The sequence below is a fragment of the Chitinophaga sp. CCNWYY40 genome (genome assembly GCF_037483205.1).
Classification (GTDB): Bacteria; Bacteroidota; Bacteroidia; order Chitinophagales; family Chitinophagaceae; genus Chitinophaga; species Chitinophaga ginsengisegetis.
The window spans coordinates 13,843-40,796 of record NZ_JBBHLF010000003.1 but is presented as its reverse complement, the minus strand read 5'-3'; the positions used below and the strand labels follow the sequence as shown (position 1 = coordinate 40,796).

The following is a 26,954-nucleotide window of genomic DNA, read 5'->3' as shown; positions in this document are numbered from 1 at the left end:
ATTCGTTTCTCCTGTCCTTTTTTATTAATACGCCAATGTAAAGCGTTGTTTGATATGTTGCGGCTGTTCCAGTTCATCCAGTAAGGCTACAGCGTAGTCGGCTGAAGAAATTTTACTCTCTCCTTTATCATTGAATACTACCTGGTTGGTGCCCAAACGGAATTTTCCGGTACGTTCACCTGGTTCTATCATCATAGCCGGGCTTATCACGGTCCAGTCGAGATCTGTAGATTGTTTAATCACATTGAATGCGTCGCGGGTGGCTGTGGCGCCGCCTTTCCATTCTGCAGGAAATTCCGGTGTATCCAGCAATTGTACGCCCGGGGCGATTTCCAGGCTGCCTGCACCACTAACAGCGATCAGCCTTTTGATACCGGACTTTTTGGTAGCATTAATAATGGCGTTGATAGCCTTTACGTAGGTGGCGGAGTCGTGGGCGCTGTAGGAGCTGATCACGGCTTCATTGCCAGCCAGCAGTGGTGTTAACTCTGCTTCGTTGGTGGCGTCTCCCTTTTTTACAGTAAGATGCGCGTTGGTAACGGTTATCTTTTCCGGGTGACGAACGATAGCGGTAACTTCATGTCCTCTGCTCAGCGCTTCATTTAAAATGGCTGATCCTATAAATCCGGATGCTCCGATGATGGCAACTTTCATGATTTTTATTTTTTTGTAGTGACTAAATAATACAGCCTGCCCGTGCTGATTGTTCTAATTGTTAGAAAAAATATTACAGTTTAGGGGATAAAAAACAGATCCTTTGATCTGTAATAAAAATAATTACAGTACAAAGATAGGGAAGATATTTTAATTACCAATTGTTTTTTGCGGATGTTGTCTTTCTCAGGATTAACCGTGATTGAGTTGATTTAGGGATTTGATCACTTTTGATTTAAAAAGATTTAGGGAGATACAAGCGGGTATTCGCTTACATCTCCCTAAATCATATACAAAATCCAAAAAGTTAAATCAAGTAAATCAGCCTAATTACGGTTAATCCTGAGAAAGACAACATCCGCGAAAGTTATTTCTTTTCCACGAGATAAGCAGTCACCTTGCTGCTTACCGTTTTGGTGGCCGGTTTTACCGTTTCTGTTTTAACAGTAGGAGGAACCGGTGGTTGTTTGGTATGAAACATCTCCGCCAGGGTAGGCGCAATCACCAATGACACGATAGACATCAGTTTGATGAGGATGTTCATACTCGGGCCGGAAGTATCTTTAAACGGATCACCTACGGTATCGCCGGTTACAGATGCTTTATGCGGCTCAGATTTTTTGTAGTAGGTTTCGCCGTTGATTTCCACGCCTTTCTCGAAAGATTTCTTTGCGTTATCCCAGGCGCCACCGGCGTTGTTCTGGAAAATTCCCATCAGCACACCACTAACGGTAGCACCGGCGAGGAACCCGCCCAATACTTCCGGACCGGCTATAAAGCCTACCAGCAAAGGAGAGATCAGGGCAATAGCGCCTGGCAGCATCATTTCACGGATAGATGCCTGCGTGGAAATAGCCACACATTTATCGTACTCCGGTTTGCCGGTACCTTCCATGATGCCGGGTATTTCGCGGAACTGGCGACGTACTTCTTCCACCATCGCCATTGCTGCACGGCCTACCGCCGCAATAGCAAGGGAGGAGAAGATGAACGGGATCATACCGCCCACAAACAAACCTGCCAGTACGTTGGCTTTATAAATGTCGATACCCTGGATACCAGCCACACCCACAAAGGCGGCAAACAGCGCCAGTGCGGTTAAAGCAGCGGACGCAATGGCAAAACCCTTACCGGTAGCGGCAGTAGTGTTACCTACTGCATCGAGGATATCTGTTTTTTCTCTTACTTCTTTAGGGAGTTCACTCATTTCCGCAATACCACCGGCGTTATCGGCAATAGGGCCAAAGGCATCGATGGCCAGCTGCATGGCTGTAGTGGCCATCATACCAGCTGCGGCAATGGCAACACCGTACAAGCCAGCCAGGTGGAAGGAACCGGCAATACCGGCGGCCAGCACCAGGATGGGCAGGGTAGTGGATTCCATACCAACAGACAAACCACCAATAATATTGGTAGCCGCCCCGGTAGCAGATTGACGGATAATTGATTTTACCGGGCGTTTACCCATTGCAGTATAGTATTCTGTGATGATACTGATCAGTGTACCCACTGCCAGTCCTACCATGATGGCGCCGAATACCTGTCCGCGGGTAAATTCATGACCGCGTAAGGTCATGGCGCTTTCCGGGAGGATCCAGTTTACCAGGAAATAGGAAACAATGGCTGTTAATATAATAGAACCCCAGTTTCCCATGTTCAGCGCTTTTTGCACTACGCCTGTATTCAGCCCGGAGCCTTCGCCGATGCGAACAAAGAGGGTTCCGATCATGGAAAAGATGATACCTGCGCCGGCGATGATCATTGGCAGCAGGATAGGGGCGATGCCGCCGAATGCGTCATGCGAAACGGTTTCAGAACCCAGCACCATAGTGGCCAATACGGTGGCTACGTATGAACCGAACAGATCGGCGCCCATACCGGCTACGTCACCTACGTTATCACCCACGTTATCCGCAATGGTAGCGGGATTCCGGGGATCATCTTCCGGGATGCCGGCTTCCACTTTACCTACCAGGTCGGCGCCCACATCAGCCGCTTTGGTGTAAATACCGCCACCCACACGGGCAAACAGCGCAATACTTTCTGCACCCAAAGAAAAGCCGGTAAGCACTTCAATGGTTTTAATCATTTCAGCGGTATTGGCTTCCGCCCCGAAATATGATTTCAGTATAATAAATAAGGAGCCTAATCCGAGAACTGCCAGACCGGCAACACCCATTCCCATTACAGAACCGCCGGTAAAAGATACCTGCAGCGCTTTAGCGAGACTGGTACGCGCTGCATGCGCGGTACGCACATTGGCTTTGGTGGCTATTTTCATGCCGATGAAACCCGCAGTGGCGGAAAATACCGCACCAATCACAAAAGCCAGTGCGATAGACCAGTGGGAGTTTTCATGTGTAGCTCCCATGTATCCCAACAGCAGGGCGGCAATAATCACAAAGTAAATAAGGACTTTATACTCAGCTTTCAGAAATGCCATAGCGCCTTCAGCGATATGCTGGGCTATCTCTTTCATCTTGTCGTTACCTGCATCCTGGCGTGTAACCCAGGAGCTTTTAACAGCCGTATACAACAAAGCCAATAATCCAAAACATGGAACGAGGTAAACTATATTCATGTAAGCGAAATTTATAAATACGTGGTTGACAAAAAAGTTTATTAATTAAAAAAAATAGGATTCCAAAAAAAATATTCAAATGAATATAAAACATAAATTATTAATTGTGTACGCAGTAAATAAAATTATTGTACACATGGGCCATGAGTAAGTATTTCAGGCGAAAAAAAATAAAGCGCTCAGATGCCTTCCCGGAAGGCGTTGCCCAGTGAAGAGATAATGTCAGATGCGGTCATGGCTTCCTGCGAGAGCTGCGCCGCTGCCAGGTCGCCGGCATAGCCGTGCAGCCACACGCCCAGCAGCATGGCGGCCTTTGGGGTATATTCCTGCGCCAGCAAACCGGTCAGGATCCCGGTGAGTACATCCCCGCTGCCACCGGTAGCCATACCGGGGTTGCCGGTGTGATTGAAATATATGGCGCCATCCGGGCAGGCAATGGCGGTGTACCGTCCTTTTAGTAAAATATACAGTTGGAGGTCCACTGCTTTTTTTGATAATAACTCCAGTCGCGCTATATCGTTGGCAGTTTTGCCGAATAACCGCTCAAACTCTTTCGGATGCGGGGTGAGCAGGGATCCTTTCGGCACTTTGTATAACAGGTAGGGATATACGGAAAGCAGGTTGAGGGCGTCAGCATCTATCACCATCGGGCGTTGCCAGGCGTCCATCAGCATTTCGAGCGATTTGGCTGTTCCGGGTTGTTTGTCGATGCCAGGACCAATGCCGATGGCCTTGTAACCGGCAGAGCTGATTCCCTGATGAAAATGGGTGCTGTAGTGGGGGGCTTCGTCGGTGATGCACATGGCGGCCGGTTCGCTGATCTGCATGATCTGGGTGCCGCATTGGGGAACATGACAGGTAAGCAGGCCCACTCCGGCGCGGAGGCAGGCGCGCGCGCTTAAAACCGCTGCGCCCATCTTTCCATAGCTGCCGGCAATGAGCAGTGCGTGGCCGTAAGTGCCTTTATGGGCAAAGGGATCGCGGGGCCGGTAAATGGTGCGCATCATTTCACGGTCGGACAGGTGATATCGTGCAGGCGTTTGCGTTATATAGTCCGGGTGTAACCCTATCGGCAAAATGTGTACATCTCCTGCGTACGGTGCATTTTCCGGGAGCAGGAAAGCCAGTTTATAAAATTCAAAGCTCAGGGTGGTGTGGGCCTGTACCACAGGGTTATGCACACTGCTTTCATCAGCCATCAGGCCGGAGGGCATGTCTATAGCTATAATGGGATGTTTGTGGCGCTGGTCGTTGATGAGGTGTATAATCCCAGCTACCCAGCCGTCCACCGGGCGGCTCATACCGGTACCAAAAATAGCGTCTATGATGATGGCGTTGGGAGGGAGTTCCGGAAAGTCGGATACATCGCCGATGGTATAGATCCCTGCGGGATGCAGCTGTTGCAGGGTGCGGAGCTGGTGTTCATGGTCGGGGCTTGCTTTGCTGCTATGCTGCAATATACAGGTATGCACATCGTAACCATGACCGAGCATTAATCGGGCTATGACCAGTCCATCTCCCCCGTTATTTCCTTTTCCGCAAAAAATATAAACCGGGTGTGAGGGGGAATAATGATCTTCCAGCCAGGCGGCACATTGTCCGGCGGCTCTTTCCATCAGGTGTGTACTGCTGATGGGTTCATGAGCGATGGTGAAGGCATCTGCCTCCCGGATCTGTGCAGCGGAGAAGATTTTCATGTCGGGATGTTAAACATTAAAATTACTCCAAAATAAGGAACATAAAAAAACGGACCATGCTTGCCTCATGATCCGTTTGTAATGAAGTGGTCGCCTGGATTAAAAAGTATATCTGGCAGACACACCGCCGATCTCCTCACCAAGGTAGTTGGTGGGTCCAACAAACTGTACGTAAGGTTTCAGATCAGCACTGATGTTTAAAGGAATTTTCTTGAAAGTATATTCGACACCGATGATGCCATCCAGACCCGGAGACACATAAGTACCTTTGCCTTTATCTATATAACGGTCCCAGTCGTAATCACGACGGTCGTAGAAGCCTACGTGCGCACCACCACCGGCATACATATTCAATCCAGGTACACCTATATTCCAGTTGTATTCATACAACCCGGTAAACGTAACATTTGTTTTGTGCGAGTGGTTGGTGGTTACCAGTCCTTCTATTGCGTGAGGACCCTTAATGAAATGCTTGATGGTAAACCCTACTACCCACGGATTCAGACGGATACCCAGTGCGGTTTCGTAGTTGGATGGATCGCTGCTCTGATAACTTTTTTTCTTCTGCGCGTTTGCCTGGATTGCAAGTACAGCAATAAGGCTGAAAAGTAACACGACTTTTTTCATAGATGTGTTGTTTGAATGAAACTTAAAAATATACGTTGAGAAACGTTGGCATGTTCTCTAAAGTATATACACGACGAAATTAATTTCAGGGTTGCTTTGCAAGAACAGTGCCAACCGGTTTGATCAGTCGCAGAAAAATAAATCCGGCGATGCCTGCTGCAAGGGAGGCGACAATTACTGACATGATAGCTATAATCTGCATTTCCCTTTCCTGGTAGGCCAGTGAAGAAATAAAAATAGACATGGTAAAACCAATACCGGCAATAAGTCCAACGCCGGCAAGCTGTAACCAGCCTGATTTTGAAGGCAGGGTAGCCAGCTTGAGTTTTACGGCCGCAAAGGAAAGGGTAAAAATACCCAGTGGTTTTCCCAATACCAATCCGGCAATGATGCCGTAACTGATTTTATTGTGCAGCGCGCCGCTGATATCTGTGGGTAAAAGGATGGCAGTATTGGCGAGGGCAAACACAGGCATGATAACAAAATTCACGGGGTCATGTAAACTATGCACCAGTCCGGCTATACGGTCCTGCGGAATACAGAATGCCAGTAATACCCCTGCAATAGTGGCATGCACGCCGGAATTGAAGACGCAATACCAGAGTACAATACCGGGGATATAATAAAAGATCAGGCGTTGTACTTTCAGGAAGTTCAATAACAGCGGGATGAGCAACACACCGCCGCCTATCAGTAAATATTTTACATCCAGGTGTGGGGTATAAAAGATGGCAATGGTTAATATGGCGCCCAGGTCGTCGATAATGGCCAGCGCCATCAGGAAAATTTTGAGCGTTACAGGCACTCTTCTGCCCAGCAGTGACAAAATGCCCAGTGAGAAAGCAATATCGGTAGCCATAGGAATACCCCAGCCATGTGCATACGGCGTATTTTTATTGAAGAGGGCGAAGATCAGCGCGGGGAACAGCATTCCGCCGATGGCAGCCAATACCGGCAAAATGGATTTGCGCACAGAAGATAATTCTCCCACGGTAAGTTCTCTTTTTATTTCCATTCCTACGAGGAAAAAGAACAGTACCATCATACCGTCGTTTATCCACAACAGGTAGGAATTGGGCAGGTGTAAAGACCTGTATTGATAATGGTGACCGCCTGCGGGATCAAATAAAGTATTCCAGAACCCTATATAATCTTCCTGCACACCGGAGTTAGCCAGTATCATTGATATGATGGTGCATACAATGAGTACTATTCCTACCGCGCGACTATCTTTCAGAAAGGTGTGGATAGGGGATATCAGTGTTTTCCGGATGATGTTAATAGAGGTCTTGATCACAGCATTTCTTTTGGGTAAAAAAATATTTCCGGGAGAGATGATATTGGAAATGGCTGCGGTGAAGCAGCCATTTCCAGGTATTGTTCCAACGGAAATTATTGCATTAGCTCGTATTTCGTTTTCGGCTGCCGTTTAATGTCCCACTTAAAGTTTTCCAGCAGGAGCTGTTCTTTAGGTCGTTGGGTAAACGGATACACGGTTCCTTCCGGATCTTTGATCAGCACTACTTTATCTACTTCTCCTTTCTTAAAGAAGATATTGATAATGGCGCACTGGGCTTTGTTGACGCTCATATAAGCGCCGGCCTTATCCTTAATATAGTTAATCGTTTCCGCGTTCCCTTCCACATGCATCCAGTCGAGGGTTTCACCCAGCACATAGCCGGTAATCACGTTGCCTTTGATCTGGTTAAACATGCCTGGTCCGGCTTCATTAATAATAAAGCCGTTGTTTTTGAGCAGCATTTTATCTGCTGTCTGGTTTTTGGTGAACATGAGGATGGTATCGCCGCTTAGCTGGGTGGTGTTATTAGACCACAGCACGGGGGTACCATAGAAGCGGAAGATAGAATCCTTTGACGAATAGTATACGCTGTCTGCCACGCCCTGGAGGGAGTCGGAGAATATTTTTACATGATGGTAAGCGAGGATATACCGTTGCTCGCTGGTGTCTTTGGGCGCTGTGAGGGCCATACTGTCTGCGTGGTGTTTGATACCGGGCAGGGAATCGTGCATCACTACATCCGGTATGGGCGCCACTTTTATGTTTGTTACCGCGGAATCCAGTTTCTGCCTGGTTTTGGCGAGGGTGCTGTCGGCGATGAACATCATAACGTTGGCGGCTACACTATCCTGTTGTTTCCGGGCGATAGAGTCGCCGCGTGTGATGGGGGATATGGTGGCGGTAAATTTCTCCGGCGGTCGTATGTTTTTGATTGTTTTCAGATTCTTTGTAGGAGAATCCGGAATGCGTTTCAGGCCGGCTACAGAGGGAATAGATAAGCTGTCGTCTGGCCTGATCACGCCTGAAAACAGGGTGTCGGCGGCCATATACAGGGTATCTTTATTTTTTTCCATGATGAGCAGCGGCTTCTGGGTGGCGAGCACCGTTTTTTCGCGTTGGTTTACGATGCCCCTGTTTGCCAGCAGCGACATTTTGCGGGCGGTATCTTTATACACCATGTTACCGGTGGCATAGGCCATGCCGGTGAGTTTATCCATTTCTATATTATCGGCGGTAATAGTGCCGGTGCTGTCTTCGATGGTAGGCCGGTTACCAAAGTTACCGTATCCTTTTTCCGTATCATAATAACCACTGGTGGCGTACATCACGCTTTTGTCGTTATTGTTGATGGTGGTAGGCGCTACGATGGTGGCTATTTTGGTATCGGTATTATAGAGCAGTTCATCGGTGCTGAGGGTGTATTCCGGATCTACCAGCAATACATTCCGCATGAAATGCATTTCTTTGGTATCGGTATAATAGTATCCTTCATCGCTGGTGAGTACACTTTTACCATTTACGAGTTTACCGGTTTTAACATAGGAGCCTATCTTGGCATTCATGTCGTATTGCAGCTCCGGTCCGGTGATGGTAACTTTCCCGTCGGTGAGTTTTGCATTTTCCCTGAGGAGTGCAATGCGGGTATTGGCATCGTAATTCAGGTAATTACCGTAGATATGCACGCTGTCGGCCTGGTTAATATGTATATGACCGTATGCGTCGATGATATTGGTTTTATTATTTTTCACGGCGCTGTCGCAGTTAAACAGGGTAGTACCTTGTTTAAATACGGCGTTGCCGATGAAGCGGGTTACGCTGATAGAATCTTTTTCATTCATGATCAGTGTATCCGCGTGAATAATTTCAATTACCGACCCGGTTTTCGGCGTTGGTTGGGCCGGAAACTGGGCGCTGGCCGTAGCTGCCAGCAGGCAGATGACGGCCAGAAAAATCCCTGATTTTATGTATCGATGCATTGATTCTTTTTATTGTACCGCTATTGTGTCAGAAGGTAACGGTTTCGTTTTATCTTTTTTGCCAAACAGGGAGAAGTGTACATAACGTTTTGGATTAACCCGCAGGTCTTCCAGCAGTTTATTCAGGTTACCCAGTGAGTACTGAAGGTTGTTGTACGCTTTTTTATCGTTCAGCAGCATGCCCGCAGTGCCATCGGTCGTATTCAGTTTGTTGAGGGTCTGGTTAAGGCCGGTGACAGTTTGCTGCAGTTGTAGCAGTGTTTTGTCGATGTTACCTTTAGCCAGCGCATCGGTGGCTTTCTGGGCATTATCCAGTATACCGGTAATTTTACCGTTATTATCTTTCAGGTTACCGGTAACGGCGGCCAGGTTGTCGAATGTTTTCTGGATGTTACCGTTGTTGGGATCCAGCATGCCGTTGAGGGATGCGGAAGTATGCGTAAAGTTACGCATGGTGGTATTCAGGTTGCGGATGGCGTCCTGGAGGTTGCCTTTTGCGGTGGTATCGAGAATGGCGTTTACCGACATCAGTACGGAGTCGATATTAGACAGGGTGCCTTCCAGTTTTTTTACCAGCGGGTTAAGCTGTTCTTTCAGGGCATCGGTCATAGAGCCATCCACGGCTGCGTAGATGGTATCGCCACTTTGCAGGTATTCGCCGGCGTTACCCAGGTCGAGCTGTACTGTTTTGGTACCCAGCAGGTCGCTGCTGATACGTGCCACAGAGTTACGGGGGATGTCAATTTTTTTGGTAATGGTGATGGCAACCAGGATGCGGGAAGCATCTTTGCCCATTACTTCCAGGTTAGCTACATTACCAACCACCAGGCCATTTACCTGTACTGCATTGGCTGGTTGTAAACCGTTTACCTGGTGGTATACCGCGTAAATGGTTTTATTATGAGAAAACAGGCTTTTTCCTTTCAGCAGATTAAAGCCCAGCACAAGTAAGGTTATACCCAGCACAGTTAATACACCTACTTTGGTTTCGTTAGATAATTTGAGCATGAGATTCGTATACGTTCACGCAAAAATAATCAAAAAGCATGCACGGAAGTGGTCGTACGAAAATGTTAGTAATAAAAAAGAGGAAAGCGGGGTAATAAGAAGAGGGGATCGGGGAGGTGGTATGATTAGCAAGAAGTTACGAAAGCGTCTTTAAAACCCAGCTTGCGGGCTTTGCGCATGGCGCCGGAGGCTTGTTCATCGGTCCTGAACCGGCCCAGGATATATTTGTTCAGTTTTTTTTTATTCATCACGATGGGTTGGCGGTTCACATCGCCGTGGAGCTTCCTGAAAATGGAAGCTCCCGGTTTATAAAATTTGTCAGTGATCATGAGTTGTACGCAATAGCTGTCGCCGGGTACAGGTGCGGGTTTATTATTGCTGCTCCTGTTGCTGGTGTTTAAGTAAGCGGTGGTGTTATTGCTTTTGGAAGATGCTTTGGTGGTAGATGTCTGGGTATTGCGGTTATTGGTAAACCTGTCGAGTTCCTCACGGTAACGCTTAATGGCTTTATAAATGCAATTGGCCAGTTCCTGTTGTCCGTTGTTGGAGTTGAGGTAGTCTTCTTCTTCGGGGTTGCTGATAAAGCCCAGTTCCACTAACACGCTTGGCATGGCGGTGGCAGACAGTACCCAGATCCCTTTTTCGTTTCTTTGCCTGGCGCCGCGGCTGATGCGTCCTACCCGGGTAAATTCATCTTCAATAAGGGTAGAGAGGCGGAGGCTCTGGTCGAAGTAGGCGTTTCTCAGGGTATTGAGCAGGATGAAGGTTTCGGGATCGTCGCTCATCAGCTGCTGGGTTTCTTCTGAGTTGGCATCAAGTACGATAACGGAGTTTTGTTTCAGGGACTCCATCTTTGCGTTGTTTTTGCTGGTAGCCCATATATACGTTTCCGTGCCTTTGGCGTTGCTGGGGTAGTAAGCGTATATGGGTTGTTTAACCGCTATTTTCTTTTTCCCTTTTTTACGGTAAACGGTTTTATAGTCTACTACTTTACGGATTTTCCCGGTAGAATTACAGTGGATAGACACAAAAAGTTCCCCTTTGTTGTCGTTGGCAATCTGTGCTTTTTTGCGGGGATCATCAAAACGGTCGGTTTTTCGTGTATACACTACCTTTACATCGGGCATATTTTCTTCCAGGATCTTTCCCAGTTTCAGTGCCACTTCCAGCGTTACCTGTTTTTCGGTAGAATAGCTGCCTTTTGCGCCGGGATCTTCACCGCCGTGGCCGGCATCAATAACAATAGTTCGTATAGGCTTGTCCTGTTTATCGGAAACGGGATTTGTTTTGGCCTGAATAAATAAGGTACAGGTGAGTAGTGTTCCCAGTCCTAAAATCCAAAATCGGTTCCAGCGCATGATTCTCATTTTAATGGGTGCTGTTTTTCACAAAAAATAAAAAAATAAGTTTATCTGTTAAATTAATAATCCGCTTGTTCCACGTGAGTTTCCGCTACCTTTCGTTATATTACCTTACAAACATTACAAGTTACCATTTGTAATAAATTGTATAAAATCTTGTAGGTTTGCCGCCATAACACATGAACGCTAGCTACAAAAATAATTATAAAAAGTTTTTTCGGCATACATACCTGGTTTTTGCCGGTATGTTCATCGCCATTCCCTTTATTATAGATGCAGTTGCGGGTGAAAGGCCACAAGTTGTTACGTTTTTTAACAAAAGTTTGGCAGATACGACCCCGCTGATACGGAAAGATACCGGTAAAATACCTAAACCGGCAGCTGTTCCCCCTGTCACAGCCGATTCCACCCAATTAACCAAAGGCGTGGACACCAGTGGTGAAACGACAGTTGATACCTTGTTCGTACCAAAGATATCGAAAGACACGCTGGATGCGCCGGTAAATTATAAGGCAAAGGATTCCATCATCCTGATGGTACCCGATAAACGCTTCTATTTATATGGCACGGCCAACACAAAATACAAAACGATTGACCTTTCTGCCGAAAAAATGAATTTCGACCAGGAAACCGGCATTTTGGAGGCTACCAACGCCAAAGACACCGCCGGCAAGCTGTTTGGCGGCCCGGTGATGAACGACGGCGGACAAAGCTTTGAATCGGATACCCTCAAGTATAACTTTACCTCCCAGAAAGCAAAGATCTATAATACCCGCTCCCAGTACGGGGAAGGCTATATTCACAGCCAGCAAACCAAAAAAGCGGCGGATAATACCATTTTCGGCTTTAAAAACGGGTATACCACCTGTAACCTGGATACGCCGCACTTTAGCTTCAGAGCCCGTAAAATAAAGGTTATCCCTGATAAACTGGTGATCTCCGGACCGGCTAACCTGGAAATTGAAGGCATTCCCACACCTTTGTATATACCTTTTGCCATTTTCCCCATCACCCAGGGACAACGCTCCGGGATCCTGCCGCCACAGTACGTGGTGAACCAGCAGAAAGGGATCGGCCTGGAAAACGGCGGGTACTATATCGGGCTGGGCGATCATTTTGACCTTACCATGCGGGGGGATGTGTATTCCTACGGCAGCTGGAGCCTCACGGCCAGTCCTACCTACCGGAAACGCTATAAGTACAACGGAGGGCTTAACCTGAGCTTTGCCAATACCCGCTTCGGGGATCCGGCCGTAAAATCAGAGTTCAGCACATCCAAAGACTTCCGCGTAACCTGGAACCACAGCATGGACAGCAAGGCACGCCCCGGCGTGAACTTTGGCGCCGCTGTGAACTTCGGAACCTCGTCTTATAACAGATACAACGTGTATGATTACAATACCCGTGTAAATAATAACATCGGATCGTCTATCACGTTCTCTAAAACCTGGCAGGGGAAACCCTATAACCTTACGATGGGGTTGAACCACTCCCAGAACTTAAGCACCCGCGATGTGTCCATCTCTTTCCCGGATGCAACCTTCACGGTGAACACGATCTACCCTTTCCAGCCAAAGGAAATGGTGGGTACGCCCAAGTGGTATGAAAAAATCGGGGTTTCCTACAATACCATCCTGCGTAACCAGGCTAATTTCAAGGATTCCCTGTTTGGAAAGCAAGCGATGTTTGACGCCATGCAAACAGGTATGCAGCACAATATCCCGATTTCATTCTCTATCCCGGTGTTTAAAACCTTTACCTTATCACCAGGCATCAACTATACAGAATACTGGTATACCAAGAAATTTGCCCGTAAATGGGATCCCAAAAAGTGGAATCCCGGACTCGATACTTTCGGTGCTATTGATACTACTTATATTCCCGGTTTCTACAGTGCGCGCGACATCAGCGCCAGCATGTCGTTATCTACCGCCATATACGGTATGTACACATTTAACAAGAATTCAAAGGTGAAAGCCATCCGCCATGTGATGCGGCCCACGCTGAGCGCCAGTTACCGCCCGGACCTTTCCAGTAAGTACTATCATGAACTGCAGTACAACAAGGAAGGCGATAAACAAATTGTATCCGACTTCGACGGGGCTATCATCGGGGTGCCATCTCCCGGCGCATTCGGTGGTTTGAACTTCGGACTGGATAATAACCTGGAGATGAAGGTATTCTCGAAAAAAGATACCACGGGGAACCATGAAAAGAAAATAAAACTATTGGATGGTTTTGGGATCAACGGCAGCTACAACCTGGTGGCCGATTCATTTAAGTTGTCTACTTTCAGCCTGTACGCCCGTACCAACCTGTTCGATAAACTGAATATCTCCGCCAGCGGTAACATCGACCCATACCAGGTTGATGCCCGTGGCCGCCGCCTCGATAAATACGTATGGCAGCAGGGCAAGATCAGCCTGGGGCGTTTAACCAACGCCAGCGTTTCCCTGAGCACTTCGTTCCAGTCGAAGGATGCAAAGAGCAAGGAAAAGGAACAGAAGATCGACTCTTTGGAGAATGTACAGGGTGCAGACGCCGCTTTTGCTGCGCAACAGCGACAGCTGCAGATGGTGCGTAACAATCCGGGTGAATACGTGGATTTCGATATCCCCTGGCGTGTGGATCTTTCCTATAGCTTATCTTATACCAACACCATTATCCCCGATTCCGGCGGTGTGGTAAAGCGTATTACCCAATATGTAAGTTTTAACGGCGACTTTAGTCTCACGCCAAAATGGAAGATTGGTTTGAACAGTGGTTTCGACTTTACCAATATGCAGATCGCCTATACGAATATGTATATCTCACGCGACCTGCACTGCTGGCAGATGTCTATCAACCTCATTCCGTTTGGTACTTTCCGGCAGTTTAGTATCACCATTAATCCGAAAGCCGGTATTTTGCGTGATCTGCGGATAAACCGATCGAGACAGTTCCAGGATCTCTAACAAACGAAAGCGGGGATTGCCTTAGGCAATCCCCGCTTTCGTTATATTATTTTGTATTGTTGGCCAGGTAATAATCCCACATCAGGCGGAATACTTTTTCCTTAAAAGCCGGAAGGTCATCTCTTGTCATTCCCATAGTAGGCAAAGGCGGCAGGAAATGATAATCGATGCGATGCGGCCATGCGAAAAATTTCTTTCCTACCGGTAATATTTTTTTAGTGTGAAAAAGCAACGACGGCATCAATGGCACCTGTGTGTCTATCGCTAATGCAAAGGCGCCGTCATAGAAATCTTTTAAAGGCTGATCCGTGCGGTTGCGTGTGCCTTCCGGGTAAAGCAGGATGTGTATGCCTAAACTGAGGGCATGTTTCATTTCAACAATGCTTTGTTTGCGGCTGGCTTCACTGCTGCGGTCTACCAGGATACCACCTATGCGGTACAGCACACCAAACAGCGGTACTTTGCCGAGAGATGCTTTTGCGAGTGTTTTATTGATACCGGGAATTTCTGCAGATGTAACCGGCACATCGATCAGTGAATTGTGATTACATACTACTACATAGGTTTGTCCGGGTGCAAAATATTCCAATCCTTTTTTGCGTACAGGGCAGCCGATCAGTGGCTGATATACCTTCATCCATATTCTTCCAAAGAAAAGAAATCCTTTTGTTCTACGTGGTTCCGGCATGTAAGAAATGATCCATATGGGAATGAATACTACCAGCATTGTTAGTGCGAACATCACCAACATCCATGCTGCGAATATTCTGCCGAAGATATTTTTAAACATAGGGGTTGTTTTTTTACAGTCTCCAGTCTACCGGTGCTATGCCTGCCTTTCCGAGTATTTCATTTGTTCTTGAAAAATGTCTGCATCCAAAAAATCCTTTATCGGCACTGAAAGGAGAGGGGTGTGCTGCCTGCAATATATGATGTTTTGTAGCGTCTATCAGGTATTGTTTATCCTGTGCAAAGCGGCCCCAGAGCAGGAATACCACATCGCTCCGCTGATCTGAAATTTTGCGGATCACAGCATCTGTAAAATCGCCCCAACCTATTTTGCTGTGGGAGGCTGGTTCACCGGCCCTTACGGTAAGAAAGGCATTTAACAACAGTACGCCATGTTCTGCCCATTTGGTAAGATTGCCGCTGGTAGGTATTTCCAGCCCGAGATCTGTTTTCATTTCCTTGTAAATATTCACAAGCGAGGGAGGAGGTTTTACGCCATCAGGTACGGAAAAGCTGAGTCCATGCGCCTGTCCTGCACCGTGATAGGGATCCTGCCCGAGAATCACTACTTTTACTTTATCTATAGGCGTTTTGTCAAAGGCATTAAAGATCAGGTTTCCGGCAGGATAAATCACTTTACCCAATGCCTTTTCATGTTTAAGAAACATCACGATCTGATCGAAATAAGACTTATGAAATTCATCTTTCAGCGCTTCCTTCCAGCTTGATTCTATTTGTACATCCATAGTGTTCACATCAATATTTAGAGAAAAATAAATTAAATTTGATTTATTGGGAGAAATTTACATAAATTTGCACTCCCAAAATGCGAGTTAAATATAGTAATTTATTTCACATTTTAAGGGAAAACAAACACATAAGTCTTGGTAGCTCAGCTGGATAGAGCAACTGCCTTCTAAGCAGTAGGCCATTGGTTCGAATCCAATCCAGGACACAGAAAAAAAGAATTGATGGTTGCATTTAACGATGCAACCATTTTCTTTTTTAGCCTGTTTGTAACCATACATTTTCGTATATCCGTTAGAGATATATTACCTGGCGGTATCCTTCAGCCAGGGCCGGCGACCAGCTTCCAGTATAGGCAGGTTAGCTTCTGTAGGTACATAAATCACCGCCTGCGGGTTTTTCTCAATGTTATCGATCCACAGCCAGTGGAGGTAGGCTTCATTGTTACGCAGCGACTCCCCGATGATCTGGTTGGAGCGGGCCACGCCATGCGCCCGGATGGTGTCTGCAGCGGCCAGCATAGCGGCGCTTTCCATTTTGGCGCGGGCTTCCGCCACAGCTACTTCTTTGGAAGCCTGCGCATGCGCCAGCAGCGCTTCCCCTTCCATGCGCTGGGAGTATACTTTGTATTGCGGACAACCCCACAATCCAAGTATAATCAGGCCGGTAAATACTAAAAGAGCAAAAGTGGTGAGTGAAATAATGGATTTTGTATTCATAGAGGTAATGTCCTGCACCGCAGGACGGGGTTTGGTTTCAGGTTCAAATATAGTTATATATCGTATATGGCACGGTGACGCCTATCCGGTAACACAGGATTTTCTTCTTTTGTATACTTCTTCTCCTTCTTCACCGTTTATTAAAATTATATTTGTAGCGTTTTATTTTGCCATTATGATCGCATCCATATTAACCAGGCTTGAATCTTCCCGGAAGGAGTTGCTGGATTTAGGCCTCAGAAATCCATTGTTGAATTACAAGTTGCCGGCCGGCAAAGGTTTACATATTGTAGAAGAACAATCTGCTGCCATTTATGATATACTGGTGCGGGAAGGTAAAACCATGTCGTTCCTCGGCCGCCCCGAAAAAAAGCAGGAAGAAGAAGTAGTGCAGTATAATGAACCGGTATCGAAAGATGCGTTAACCGATACCCGTTTACAAACCAATGAAAACCAGGTAACCCTGCATTCCCGGTTGCTCAATACCTACTACGCCGCACGGATGAGCATGGAAGAGCAGGGGGTGAACATTCTCTATATTTCCCTGGGGATGTTGCAGTGGTACGAAGCCGCAGGCAGCGAAGAAGCTCGGTTTGCCCCGCTGATCATGGTGCCGGTGCTGCTGGACCGCTCCAGTGCGAGAGAGCGTTTCCGGTTGAAATACTCCCTCGAGGAAGTAGGCGCCAATATTTCGCTGCAGGCAAAAATGAAAGCCGACTTTAATATTAATATCCCCGACCTGCCGGATGTGGAAGACTTTGATGTAAATGCTTACCTGGCAGAAGTGGCTACAGCAGTGGAACCCATGCCAGGATGGAAAGTAGCCGCCGATACCGTGGAACTGGGCTTTTTCTCTTTCGGCAAATTCATGATCTATAACGACCTGGATGCTACCAAATGGCAGCAGGAAGATGATATCCTTACCCACCCGGTAATTCAAAGCCTTTTTGGCGGCGGGTTTTCAGACACTGCCCCGCAGCTGCCGGACGATGTGTTTATCGACAACGATACCAATGCGCACGAACTGTTCCAGGTAGTGGATGCCGACAGCTCCCAGATCATGGCCATGCTGAGTGTGCAGGAAGGCCGTAACCTTGTGATACAGGGCCCGCCGGGAACGGGTAAATCGCAAACGATTACCAACATCATTGCAGATGCGATTGGCCGCGGAAAAAAAATACTGTTTGTAGCGGAAAAAATGGCAGCATTGGAAGTGGTGAAACGCCGGCTGGATAATATCCAGCTGGGAGAAGCCTGTCTTGAATTACACAGCCACAAAGCCAATAAAAAAGAACTGCACCAGGAACTGAGAAAGGTGCTGGAACTGGGGCGCCCGTCTATCCAGAAGTTACAGGAAGAAGTATTACTCCTGGATGGTTATAAGAAGGAATTAAATGATTATTGTCTTTCGGTAAATGGTGCTATCGAAAAAAGCGGTTTAACCGCCCACCAGGTAATAGGCTACCTGTTGCGGCTAAACGAAGAAACTGCGGGTATCACCTTGCCGCATATACAATTGCCGGATATTACGCGGTGGGATGCTGCTGCGATGAACAAAGCCACTGCAATGGCATTGCGGATACAGGCATGTTTGCAGGAAACAGGCGTACCGGCCAATCTCGCTTTCCGCGGCAGCCGGCTCACGGTGTTGTTGCCGCATGAACAAACTGCTTTTGCCCAGCTGCTGAAAGAAGCATTGGCTGCACAGGCGGCATTGATGCAAACGACTTCCGCGATCGCGGGAAAAATGAGTATCCCATCTCCCAAAGATATTACCGCTATACATACGCTTATTGATATTTGCGCGCTGCTGGCCCGTCAACCGGACCTGCAGGAAATAGATGTTGCCAATAAAGCATGGTTGCTGCAAAAACAGGATATCGCGGAATGGCTGGCTGCAGGCGTTGCGGCTACCACTGTGCAGCAGCAATACCAGGAGATCTTTATTCCCGAAGCATGGGAACAGAATGTAATGGAGATCCGGGAAAACCTGCTGGCACATGGCCACAAATGGTATAAGTTCCTGATTGGCGCATACAAAAAAAGCAACCGTCAGCTGGCAGCGTTGTGCAAACATGCCTTGCCGGACGACAAAGAAGAAAAGCTGCAATACGTGGATGCGATCATGGAGTTCAGGCGGCAGGATGCCCTGCTGAAAGAACACGCTGCTTTAGCCAGTACCCTGTTCGGCAGCCGCTGGCAGAAATCACATACCGACTGGCCTGCGCTGGAAGAAGCAACGGCCTATCTAACGGAACTGCATACACGAATTTCAGCAGGTAGCTGCCCTGCGCAGGTGGCAACATGGTTGCACAGTCATCGCAGCGCCGCCGATGCCCTGGCCGATCAGCAGCGGATTACGCAACTGCTGCAGGAGCAGCAGCAATGCAACACCGCGGTGCTGGAAAAGCTGGAAATGCCGCCGGCACAATTCCCTGTGCAGTTGGATGCACAGCAATGGCAGTTACAAACATGGACAGATAAACTACCGGAAATACATCATCTCATTGCATGGAACAATATAACGGAAACGGCTATACAGGAACAACTGGGATGCCTGCTTACGCCGGTGCAGGATTGGGAAGGCGGTGCAAGACTGCTGAGAACAGCGCTGGAGAAAACATGGTATGAATACCTGGTGGAAACAGCCGTGAAGTCACAGCCTGCGCTGCGTAAATTTGAACGCGCCGGTCATGAAGAAATGGTACAGCAGTTTCGTAAACTGGATGTACTGAACCTTCAGTATAACCGCGCCCGTGCAGCGTTACAGCACTGGGAGCAAATGCCCCGTGCAGATGCCGGCGGACAGGTAAACATCCTGCGCACGGAGTTTAACAAAAAGGCGCGTCATATGCCTATCCGTAAACTGATGCAGGAAGCGGGGCTGGCAATACAGGCGATCAAGCCGGTATTTATGATGAGTCCATTGTCTATTGCTAATTTTTTACCGCCGGCCACACTGGAGTTTGACCTCGTTATTTTCGATGAAGCCAGCCAGGTGAAGCCGGTAGAGGCGCTGGGCGCTATTTTGCGCGGTAAGCAACTGGTAGTAGTGGGAGATAATAAACAATTGCCGCCCACCAGTTTCTTCGATTCCCTTACACGGGAAACAGATGATGAAGAAAATGTTACGGCAGATATGCAGAGCATTCTTGGTTTGTGTGATGCACAGGGTGCGCCACAACGCATGCTGCGCTGGCATTACAGGAGCCGGCATGAATCGCTGATCACGTTGTCGAATCATGAATTTTATGAAAATAAACTGGTGATATTCCCCAGTCCGGGTGACAAAGAAAGAAAAGGACTGGTATTCCACCACCTGAAAGATACAGCCTACGACCGTGGTAAAACCCGTACCAATCCAAAGGAAGCGGAGATTGTAGCCGATGCGGTGATGGAACATGCGCGTAAAAATCCGGGAATGAGTTTGGGCGTGGTGGCGTTTAGTACCTCGCAGCGGCAGGCGATCAGCGATGCGCTGGAATTGCGCCGGCGTAAGTCGCCCGAGCTGGAATCATACTTCATGGCGCACCAGGACGAACCTTTCTTTGTAAAGAACCTGGAAAACGTGCAGGGCGATGAAAGAGACGTGATCTTTATTTCTATCGGTTACGGACGTACGGAGGAAGGGTATGTGGCCATGTCTTTTGGCCCGCTGAATAATGAAGGCGGGGAAAGAAGACTGAATGTACTGATCACACGCGCGAAAACGCGTTGCGAAGTATTTACCAACATCACCGCCGACGATATTGATGTGAACAGAACAAAGAGTTATGGCATACAATCGCTGAAAAACTTCCTGTATTTCGCGCAGCATGGTAAGCTGTATATGACCGCGGAAACAGGGCTTCCGGCGGATAGTCCGTTTGAGGAAAATGTAGCATCGAAACTGGAAGCGCTGGGATATATTGTGCGTAAGCAGGTGGGTTCAAAAGGATTTTATATTGACCTGGCTATTGTAGATGCGGAAAATCCGGGTCGTTATATATTGGGGATCGAGTGCGACGGGGCGGCTTATCATTCTGCCCGTTCCGCCCGCGACCGCGACCGCCTGCGGCAGCAGGTACTGGAAGCAGTTGGCTGGAAAATCCACCGCGTGTGGAGCACCGATTGGTTCCGTAACCCGGAGCGGGAACTGAACCGCCTGGTGGCGGCTATTGAAAAAGCAAAAGCCGCTGTGGCTATCGACGACCAGGTAGCCGAAGATGCGAAAAAAGAAACCCTGCAGGTATTGACCCGCGAAGCAGTGGAAGAAAAGGAAGAAGAAGTGCCGGTATATGAAACCGCAGTGCTGCCCGATGAGATCCGGGCGCAGGAATTTCATCTTTCTCCCATTGGTAAACTATGTAACTGGATAGAACAGGTAGTAGTAGTGGAAAGCCCGGTTCATTTCGACGAGCTGGCGCGGCGAATGGTAGAAGCAGCAGGCATTACCAGGGTGGGACCCCGTATCCGGGAAATACTGCGTCATGCTGTTCGTCATTCTGACGCCAGCAAACGGATCAAGATCAAAGGACAATTCCTCTGGGATACTTCGCTGCCAACACCGGTAGTGCGCAACCGCAGCCAGTTGCCGGCTACTGCCAGGAAAATCAACTATATCGCCACTGAAGAAATAGGCGTAGCCCTGGAAAAAGTGGTGAAAGATGCGGTAGCTATTCAACGTGAGGATGCAGTGCCTTTCATCGCCAGGATGTTCGGCTACAGCCGCGTAACCGAAGAAATGAAAGAAGAGATCCTGAAAGCCATCGATATCAGTATTCAAAATAACCTGGTACAACGGGAAGGAGAATTGCTGAAGGCATAATATCGTACAGGCGTTGTGCTGAAACCGGACAAATTTAAATTAATAATATCTGTTTAATGCTGGTATTTAGGATACATCCGGGATGGCATGTTTTTGCTTTTCAGGTGTGGAGAAGAGAATAGTGTGAGATAGTTATCAACTTTAAATTTCTCCCGATGTTTCGAAATCATCTCCTGATAGCATGGCGTAACCTGGTCCGGTTTAAATATTATTCCCTGATCAATATTGCCGGATTGTCTATTGGTCTCGCTGCCTGCTGGCTATTGTTGCTTTATGTGCACAGGGAAACCAGTTATGATAATTTTTATCCGCAGGCGGATCGTATATACCGGGCCGTTAATCATGCTACATGGACTGGTGGTAATTTACACCTGGCCTCCACTTCCGCACCATTTGCCGCCGTGTTAAAAAAGGATTACCCGGAAATAGAACAGATTACAAGAGTAGAAGCTGATGGTGGCGCCGCATTGAAATATGGTGAAAAGAAACTGGAAGTAGGCGATATGTTTTTTGTGGACAGCACCTTTTTTGATGTGTTCAATTTCCCGATGGCCGCAGGCGATGCTATTTCCGCCCTGGCTCAGCCTAATTCGCTGGTGCTGACCCGGAGTCTTGCTCAAAAGCTGATTGGCAGCCCCGAAGAGGCAATCGGAAAAACAATCCTCACCGACGACAGCACCGCTTATACCGTGAGCGCTGTAATGGAAGATGTGCCCTCCAATTCTCATTTCTCTTTCAGCGCATTACGCTTACTACCGCCGGACTACAACGCCAACGGCTGGCAGAATTTCGACGTATATACTTACCTGTTATTGCAGAAAGATGCAGACGCTAAAGCGCTGGAAAGCAAGCTGCCGGCATTTTTTGAGCGGTATTTAAAACCGCGGATGGGTGAGGTGACGTACAAAATGGAGCTACAGCCCGTGCGGGATATCCACCTGCATTCCCACCTCGACTATGAAATATCGCCCAACGGCAACATCCTGTATATCTATATTTTTCTTTGTATTGGTTTGCTCACGCTGCTGATTGCCTGTATCAACTATATGAACCTGGCTACCGCCCGCGCCAGTGCGCGCATAAAAGAAGTGGGCGTAAGGAAAAGTATGGGATCGGGCAGGGAAGAAATTGCGCGTCTGTTCCTCACAGAATCCATGCTGCTCACCTTCCTGGCAGCCCTCGTTGCAATGGGACTGGTGGCTATATTGCTGCCCTGGTTCAATACGTTTACCGGTTCGCAGGTACAGTTGTGGCAGTTTGGACTTGTAAAAACCATCATCGTTATTGTGATGCTGGCTTTACTTACGGGGCTGTTTGCAGGGATTTACCCGGCTGTGTTTATGTCTGGTTTTAAAGTGATCAATTCATTGAAAGGAAAGCTGGGAAACAGCGGCCACGCCGGTTTCCGGAAGGGGCTTGTTACCTTCCAGTTTATTGTTGCGATCATTTTAACAGGAAGCACGATGGTGGCGTATGATCAGCTGCAGTACATGATGCATAAGAACCTGGGTTTCGACAAAGACCAGGTGTTGTCTTTCCATATACCGGACCAGCAGATGCGGAGTAAAATGCCGGTGCTGAAAGATCAGTTGTTGCGTAACCCGCTGGTGCAGCATGTGGCTGCGGCCAGTAACCCTATAGGCCGGAATAATATTGGCGGGCACGGCTTTTTCTTTGAGCAGAACGGCAGTATTTCCGACGCATCGGTAGTTGCGCAGAATTATATGGTGGACGCCGATTACCTGAAAACAATGGGCATCACGCTGCAAAGCGGCCGCAATTTTTCAGATACCGGTGAATCGGATATGCATCATTCGGTGCTGATCAACGAAACGCTTGTGAAAATGCTGAACTGGGATCAGCCGCTGGGAAAGCGGGTGCAGTTTAAGATTGACCAGGAGGGGCATCGTGCGGAGCGTGTAGTGATTGGCGTTATGAAAGATTTTCACATTTATTCCCTGCAGCATAAAATAGCACCGCTGGTGCTGGAAATGCCGCCATTCCCGGGTGTACAGGATAATGTATACGTAAAGGTGAGCAAATCAAACGTGCCGGCTGCAGTTGCCTATATTGAAAAGGTGTTTCATTCCTTTGATCCGGCCCATCAGTTTGATTATAGTTTTATTGATCAGAATTTTGCCAGGCAGTATGCCGGTGAGCAGAAGCAGGAAACGATTTTTATGTTGTTTGCGGTGCTGGCATTGTTTATTGCCTGCCTGGGACTCTTTGGGCTGGCGGCTTTCACGGCCGTGCAGCGAACCAAGGAAATAGGCGTGCGTAAAACACTGGGCGCTTCTACCGGGAATATTGTAAAATTATTATCGAAAGATTTTCTGCAGTTACTGCTTATTGCTGCTGCAGTGGCATTCCCTGTTACCTGGTGGATTATGGACCGCTGGCTGAACAATTTCGCTTATCATGCAGGCATCAGTATCTGGGTGTTTGTGCTTACAGGTAGTGCAGTGGTGGTAATTGCTTTGGCTACCGTAAGTTTCCATGCAGTAAAAGCTGCACTGGCCAATCCTGTTAAGAGTTTGCGGGCTGATTAAAGAAGTGGGGCAGCTGAACGGGAAATATTTTACTACAAACAGTAGTTAAATATTTCCTTTTTTCTTCTCAAAAAATTGTAGCTCACTTTCAGACAGGCTGTTTTTACTAAGTGAGATCAAAAAGCGATTGGGGTTATAAACAACAAGAAAAACGTCCCTGTCAGTAATATCCAGTTTCTTCACCCAGTCCCATTCCTTTGTTTCTACCACTGCCTTGTTTCGATGCCTGATGATAATGTGCTGTTCGTTGAATTCTATGTCCGCATCGAAACTATTTTTATCTGCGATAGCTTTTGCGCTGAAATGATATATTGGAATCAGAATAATTATCAGGCAAAAAAAGTAAATTAATGATGAAAGAAAAATGCCCAATGAAGCGATAGGAATAGCATAACCAATAAGGAACATGCTTATTAAGTACATCCAGAGGCTTTTTTTCAGGAAGAAATGGATTTTAGCCCGGAGAATGCTGTTGTAATTTGATTGTATTCTTTTTATAACTGCCATTTCATTTGGGTTAATATGTTTACACTTTCAAAAAAAGGATGCAGCTGGCAAAATTAATAAGGAGTAGACTTTATAACAAGCCTTTTTCTGTTGCCTTGCGGATCAGCGCCGCAGAATTGTTTACTTCAAATTTTTGCATCAGGTTCCTCCGGTGCGTTTCCACTGTTTGGGTACTTATAAAAAGCTGCCTGGAAATGACAGCTGTGGTGGCGCCTTCGCTCACAAGCAGCAGGATTTCCTTTTCCCTTGTGGTAAGCCGCGGTACGCTCTCCTTCATAGCTGCTGGTGCAAAAAGCACTTTTTGCAGCTCTGCCTGCATGATGAACGTATTGTTCATCACCTGGAAAATCGCATTGACAAGGTCCTGCTTTGAGGTATTTTTTAACAGGTAGCCATCGGCGCCATTTTCCAGCATTTCCTGTATTACGCTTTTTTCTGTGTGATTGGTAAGTGCGATCACCTTTGTTGACCGGTACTGGTTTTTTATGATGCGGCAAACTTTCGTACCCGGCATTTCCGGAAGCCCGATATCAAGCAGTACTACATCAGTTGTATTGGACGCCAGGAATTGTAAGGCATCTTCAGCATTTGAAAAGCTTCCTTTCAGGTTCATCCTTTCCTCGTTTCGCAGGATGCTGCTCAACCCCTCAACAACGATGGAGTGATCTTCTACGATAATAATGGAAAGCTTATGCTCTTTCATCTGTTGGCAATTCTATATTTACAATTGTGCCTTTCCCGGCTTTTGTATAAATGTCCAGTTTCCCTTTTAAAAATTCCACCCGGCTCCGGATATTTCCCAGTCCCAACCCTTTGGAGGATTTTCCGCTTGCCTGATCAAAACCTTTACCATTGTCTTCTGTTGTTATGTAGAAAGTATTCCCGTCCTGACTGCATTGCACAAAAGCTTCTGTAGCTTCCGCGTGCCTCACTACATTGGCAAGCAGTTCCTGCACAATACGGTAAATAATAATCTCAATTTGCTTTGGCATTCCGGCTTTTATGTTGAGAAAACTGGAATAAACATGAAGCCGATCGGTATGGCAGGATTGGCATAACTCAGCCAGTGCTGATTCCAACCCGGAGCGCAACAATGCTTCCGGCATCATGTTCCGTGCAATGCGCCGCAGTTCAGTCACCGAGTTATCCAGTTGTGCGATTACCCTGTTCATTTCAGCAGAAGGAGTATCCTGAAGCGCGCTTGTCAGATTAATTTTTACGCCGGCCAGCATACCTCCCAGGCCATCGTGCAGGTCCCTTGCCAAACGGGTCCGTTCTTTTTCTTCTCCTTCAAGCAATGCCTGGGCCACCGCTATCTGTTGTTGCTGTTTCACGTACACCAGCTCCTGTTCAGCCTTATCTTTCCGGAGCCGGAATAAGTAATAGAACAAACCGCCGGTAAGCAACATACCACCAATACTTCCCCACATGATCATCCGTTGCTTTCTCTCTTTGTTGTTGGCTTTCAACAATTCTTTTTCTTTTTGCACGTAATTATACCTGCCTTCCAGATCTGCGATCTGAAGACTGGACTGTTTTTTATAAAAGCTGTCTGATAATTCACTGTACATCGTCTGCCATCGATAGGCTGCTCCCATATTTCCGAGTTCTGCTTCAACAAAGGCAAGCTCCTGTAAAATATTCCTTTTATCGCTATCTATCTCTGCATAGCCTTCGTTATAAATTTTCAACAATACATTCCTGGAGGCTAAAAGGTCGTGTTTACTATTGTATAGTTTTGCTTTTTGAAAAAGCAGTGAACGGATATCAAACCTGCTCTTGATTTTTTCAGCAATGACCAATCCTTTTTCCAGGCTGTTTTCTGCCTTTTTCCAGTCTTCCTTTGCCCTGTAATACATACCTTCTGTTGTATAGTAATAGGGAAAATAAAGAGAATGGGGGTCTTTTTCAAGAATAGCGAAAGCACTGTCAAGGCTTGTTTTAGCCTCTGGAAGCATCTGCCTGTGTATATAGATATTTGCGAGATTGGTGAAGTTATCTGCCTGCCGCGGATCTAAGGGGGCGTGTCTGCGAAATATTTCTATTGATTTATGAAAATAAAAAATGGCTTTATCATACTCTTCATAATTCATAAAAGGAAGGGCAATGTTGGTGTACCCTTCTGCAACACGTATACTATCTCTTGCTTTGGCGGCCAAAGGAATAGCATGGTTCAGAAAAATATCCAGGTATTGTTTGTTATCGTTGTTGCGTTGTGCAATAACGGCCTTGTTGGCCCATGTCCGGCTTTGTAACCGATAGGATTCCGTTGTCTGGTATTTATGAAGATAGTCAAGGGCTTTATCAAAGGCGATGATTGCTTTATTTCCATCTGTATCCATATAAGCCCTGCCCAGATAAAAGAAACCTACCCCCTGGTAAAAGGGAAATTTTCCGGACCGCCGGAGCCCTTCCCGGATGTAAGCAGCTGCTCTGCCAGTATCTGAAACAGACCATTGGTCCCCCAGCTCATAAAGCAAAATGGCCTTTGCAGTATCAGTCCTTGCTGCCTGGATTGAGCGTAGCAAACTGTCTACAAGGCTTCCAAACTGCGCATATGTACCCAGGGTGCTAAACAGAAAGATGGTAAGTAAACAGGTTTTCTTCATCCGGTCGACAAGGCATTAACAAATAATGATAGTAAGCTACCTATTTTTTTAATAACCCAAAAATCGGGGTTATTGGTGTTGGGGGCAATACCGGTTTAGCCTGATTTCATCTAAGGGTTTTCATGGAGA

Annotated in this window: 17 protein-coding genes and 1 tRNA gene; 4 read left to right on the top strand and 14 right to left on the bottom strand. The window is 47.2% G+C overall.

All coding sequences use genetic code 11. The features are described from left to right. Positions 1–24 precede the first annotated feature (24 nt). The 8 genes from V7S65_RS10775 to V7S65_RS10740 form a co-directional block, all read right to left on the bottom strand. Positions 25–654, bottom strand: coding sequence for an NAD(P)-dependent oxidoreductase (locus tag V7S65_RS10775; RefSeq protein WP_079473381.1), 630 nt, complete (start codon positions 652–654; stop codon positions 25–27). A 367-nt stretch (positions 655–1,021) separates the two neighbouring features. After that, positions 1,022–3,235: a sodium-translocating pyrophosphatase gene (locus V7S65_RS10770; protein WP_336387128.1), complete on the bottom strand. Its 2,214-nt coding sequence runs from the start codon at positions 3,233–3,235 to the stop codon at positions 1,022–1,024. A 179-nt stretch (positions 3,236–3,414) separates the two neighbouring features. Next, a complete protein-coding gene (locus V7S65_RS10765; RefSeq protein WP_336387129.1) occupies positions 3,415–4,932 on the bottom strand; it encodes an NAD(P)H-hydrate dehydratase in 1,518 nt (505 codons plus the stop codon). 99 nt (positions 4,933–5,031) lie between these two features. Continuing rightward, the gene (locus V7S65_RS10760) at positions 5,032–5,559 is read right to left on the bottom strand and encodes a hypothetical protein (RefSeq protein ID WP_079473384.1); all 528 of its coding nucleotides are present in this window, start codon (positions 5,557–5,559) and stop codon (positions 5,032–5,034) included. A gap of 85 nt (positions 5,560–5,644) precedes the next feature. Then, complete coding sequence (gene nhaA, locus V7S65_RS10755; RefSeq protein WP_227024608.1) at positions 5,645–6,856, bottom strand: Na+/H+ antiporter NhaA; 1,212 nt, start codon at positions 6,854–6,856, stop codon at positions 5,645–5,647. Between the two features lie 95 nt (positions 6,857–6,951). Continuing rightward, positions 6,952–8,835: an OstA-like protein gene (locus V7S65_RS10750; RefSeq protein WP_336387130.1), complete on the bottom strand. Its 1,884-nt coding sequence runs from the start codon at positions 8,833–8,835 to the stop codon at positions 6,952–6,954. Between the two features lie 9 nt (positions 8,836–8,844). Continuing rightward, positions 8,845–9,843, bottom strand: coding sequence for an MlaD family protein (locus V7S65_RS10745; protein WP_079473386.1), 999 nt, complete (start codon positions 9,841–9,843; stop codon positions 8,845–8,847). A gap of 125 nt (positions 9,844–9,968) precedes the next feature. Then, on the bottom strand, positions 9,969–11,201 hold the full coding sequence (locus V7S65_RS10740; protein ID WP_336387131.1) for an N-acetylmuramoyl-L-alanine amidase family protein: 1,233 nt from the start codon (positions 11,199–11,201) through the stop codon (positions 9,969–9,971). Between the two features lie 326 nt (positions 11,202–11,527). Between V7S65_RS10740 and V7S65_RS10735 the strand changes: the two genes are divergently transcribed. Then, positions 11,528–14,158 carry a putative LPS assembly protein LptD gene (locus V7S65_RS10735; RefSeq protein ID WP_133256221.1) on the top strand — a complete coding sequence of 877 codons (2,631 nt, stop codon included), beginning with the start codon at positions 11,528–11,530 and terminating at the stop codon, positions 14,156–14,158. 46 nt (positions 14,159–14,204) lie between these two features. Here the strand turns inward: V7S65_RS10735 and V7S65_RS10730 are convergent, their stop codons facing one another. Both V7S65_RS10730 and ung read right to left on the bottom strand, forming a co-directional pair. Beyond that, on the bottom strand, positions 14,205–14,948 hold the full coding sequence (locus V7S65_RS10730; RefSeq protein WP_336387132.1) for a lysophospholipid acyltransferase family protein: 744 nt from the start codon (positions 14,946–14,948) through the stop codon (positions 14,205–14,207). 13 nt (positions 14,949–14,961) lie between these two features. Continuing rightward, complete coding sequence (gene ung / locus V7S65_RS10725; protein WP_079473390.1) at positions 14,962–15,633, bottom strand: uracil-DNA glycosylase; 672 nt, start codon at positions 15,631–15,633, stop codon at positions 14,962–14,964. Positions 15,634–15,768: 135 nt separating this feature from the next. Between ung and V7S65_RS10720 the strand changes: the two genes are divergently transcribed. Then, positions 15,769–15,842: transfer RNA gene (locus V7S65_RS10720), tRNA-Arg, on the top strand. Positions 15,843–15,939: 97 nt separating this feature from the next. Here V7S65_RS10720 and V7S65_RS10715 read toward each other — a convergent pair. After that, the gene (locus V7S65_RS10715) at positions 15,940–16,353 is read right to left on the bottom strand and encodes a hypothetical protein (RefSeq protein ID WP_079473391.1); all 414 of its coding nucleotides are present in this window, start codon (positions 16,351–16,353) and stop codon (positions 15,940–15,942) included. Between the two features lie 175 nt (positions 16,354–16,528). Between V7S65_RS10715 and V7S65_RS10710 the strand changes: the two genes are divergently transcribed. Next, on the top strand, positions 16,529–21,160 hold the full coding sequence (locus tag V7S65_RS10710; RefSeq protein WP_336387133.1) for a DUF3320 domain-containing protein: 4,632 nt from the start codon (positions 16,529–16,531) through the stop codon (positions 21,158–21,160). 155 nt (positions 21,161–21,315) lie between these two features. After that, complete coding sequence (locus V7S65_RS10705; RefSeq protein WP_336387134.1) at positions 21,316–23,709, top strand: ABC transporter permease; 2,394 nt, start codon at positions 21,316–21,318, stop codon at positions 23,707–23,709. Between the two features lie 45 nt (positions 23,710–23,754). On the opposite strand, the gene V7S65_RS10700 is transcribed toward V7S65_RS10705, so the two are convergent. The 3 genes from V7S65_RS10700 to V7S65_RS10690 all read right to left on the bottom strand — a co-directional run bounded on the left by V7S65_RS10700 (position 23,755) and on the right by V7S65_RS10690 (position 26,825). Continuing rightward, entirely contained in the window at positions 23,755–24,216 is a 462-nt protein-coding gene (locus V7S65_RS10700) for a hypothetical protein (protein WP_079473393.1), read from the bottom strand. 70 nt (positions 24,217–24,286) lie between these two features. After that, positions 24,287–24,919 carry a response regulator transcription factor gene (locus V7S65_RS10695; RefSeq protein ID WP_336387135.1) on the bottom strand — a complete coding sequence of 211 codons (633 nt, stop codon included), beginning with the start codon at positions 24,917–24,919 and terminating at the stop codon, positions 24,287–24,289. Continuing rightward, complete coding sequence (locus tag V7S65_RS10690) at positions 24,906–26,825, bottom strand: ATP-binding protein (protein WP_336387136.1); 1,920 nt, start codon at positions 26,823–26,825, stop codon at positions 24,906–24,908. Before V7S65_RS10690 ends, V7S65_RS10695 begins: the two co-directional genes overlap by 14 nt. Positions 26,826–26,954: the final 129 nt, after the last annotated feature.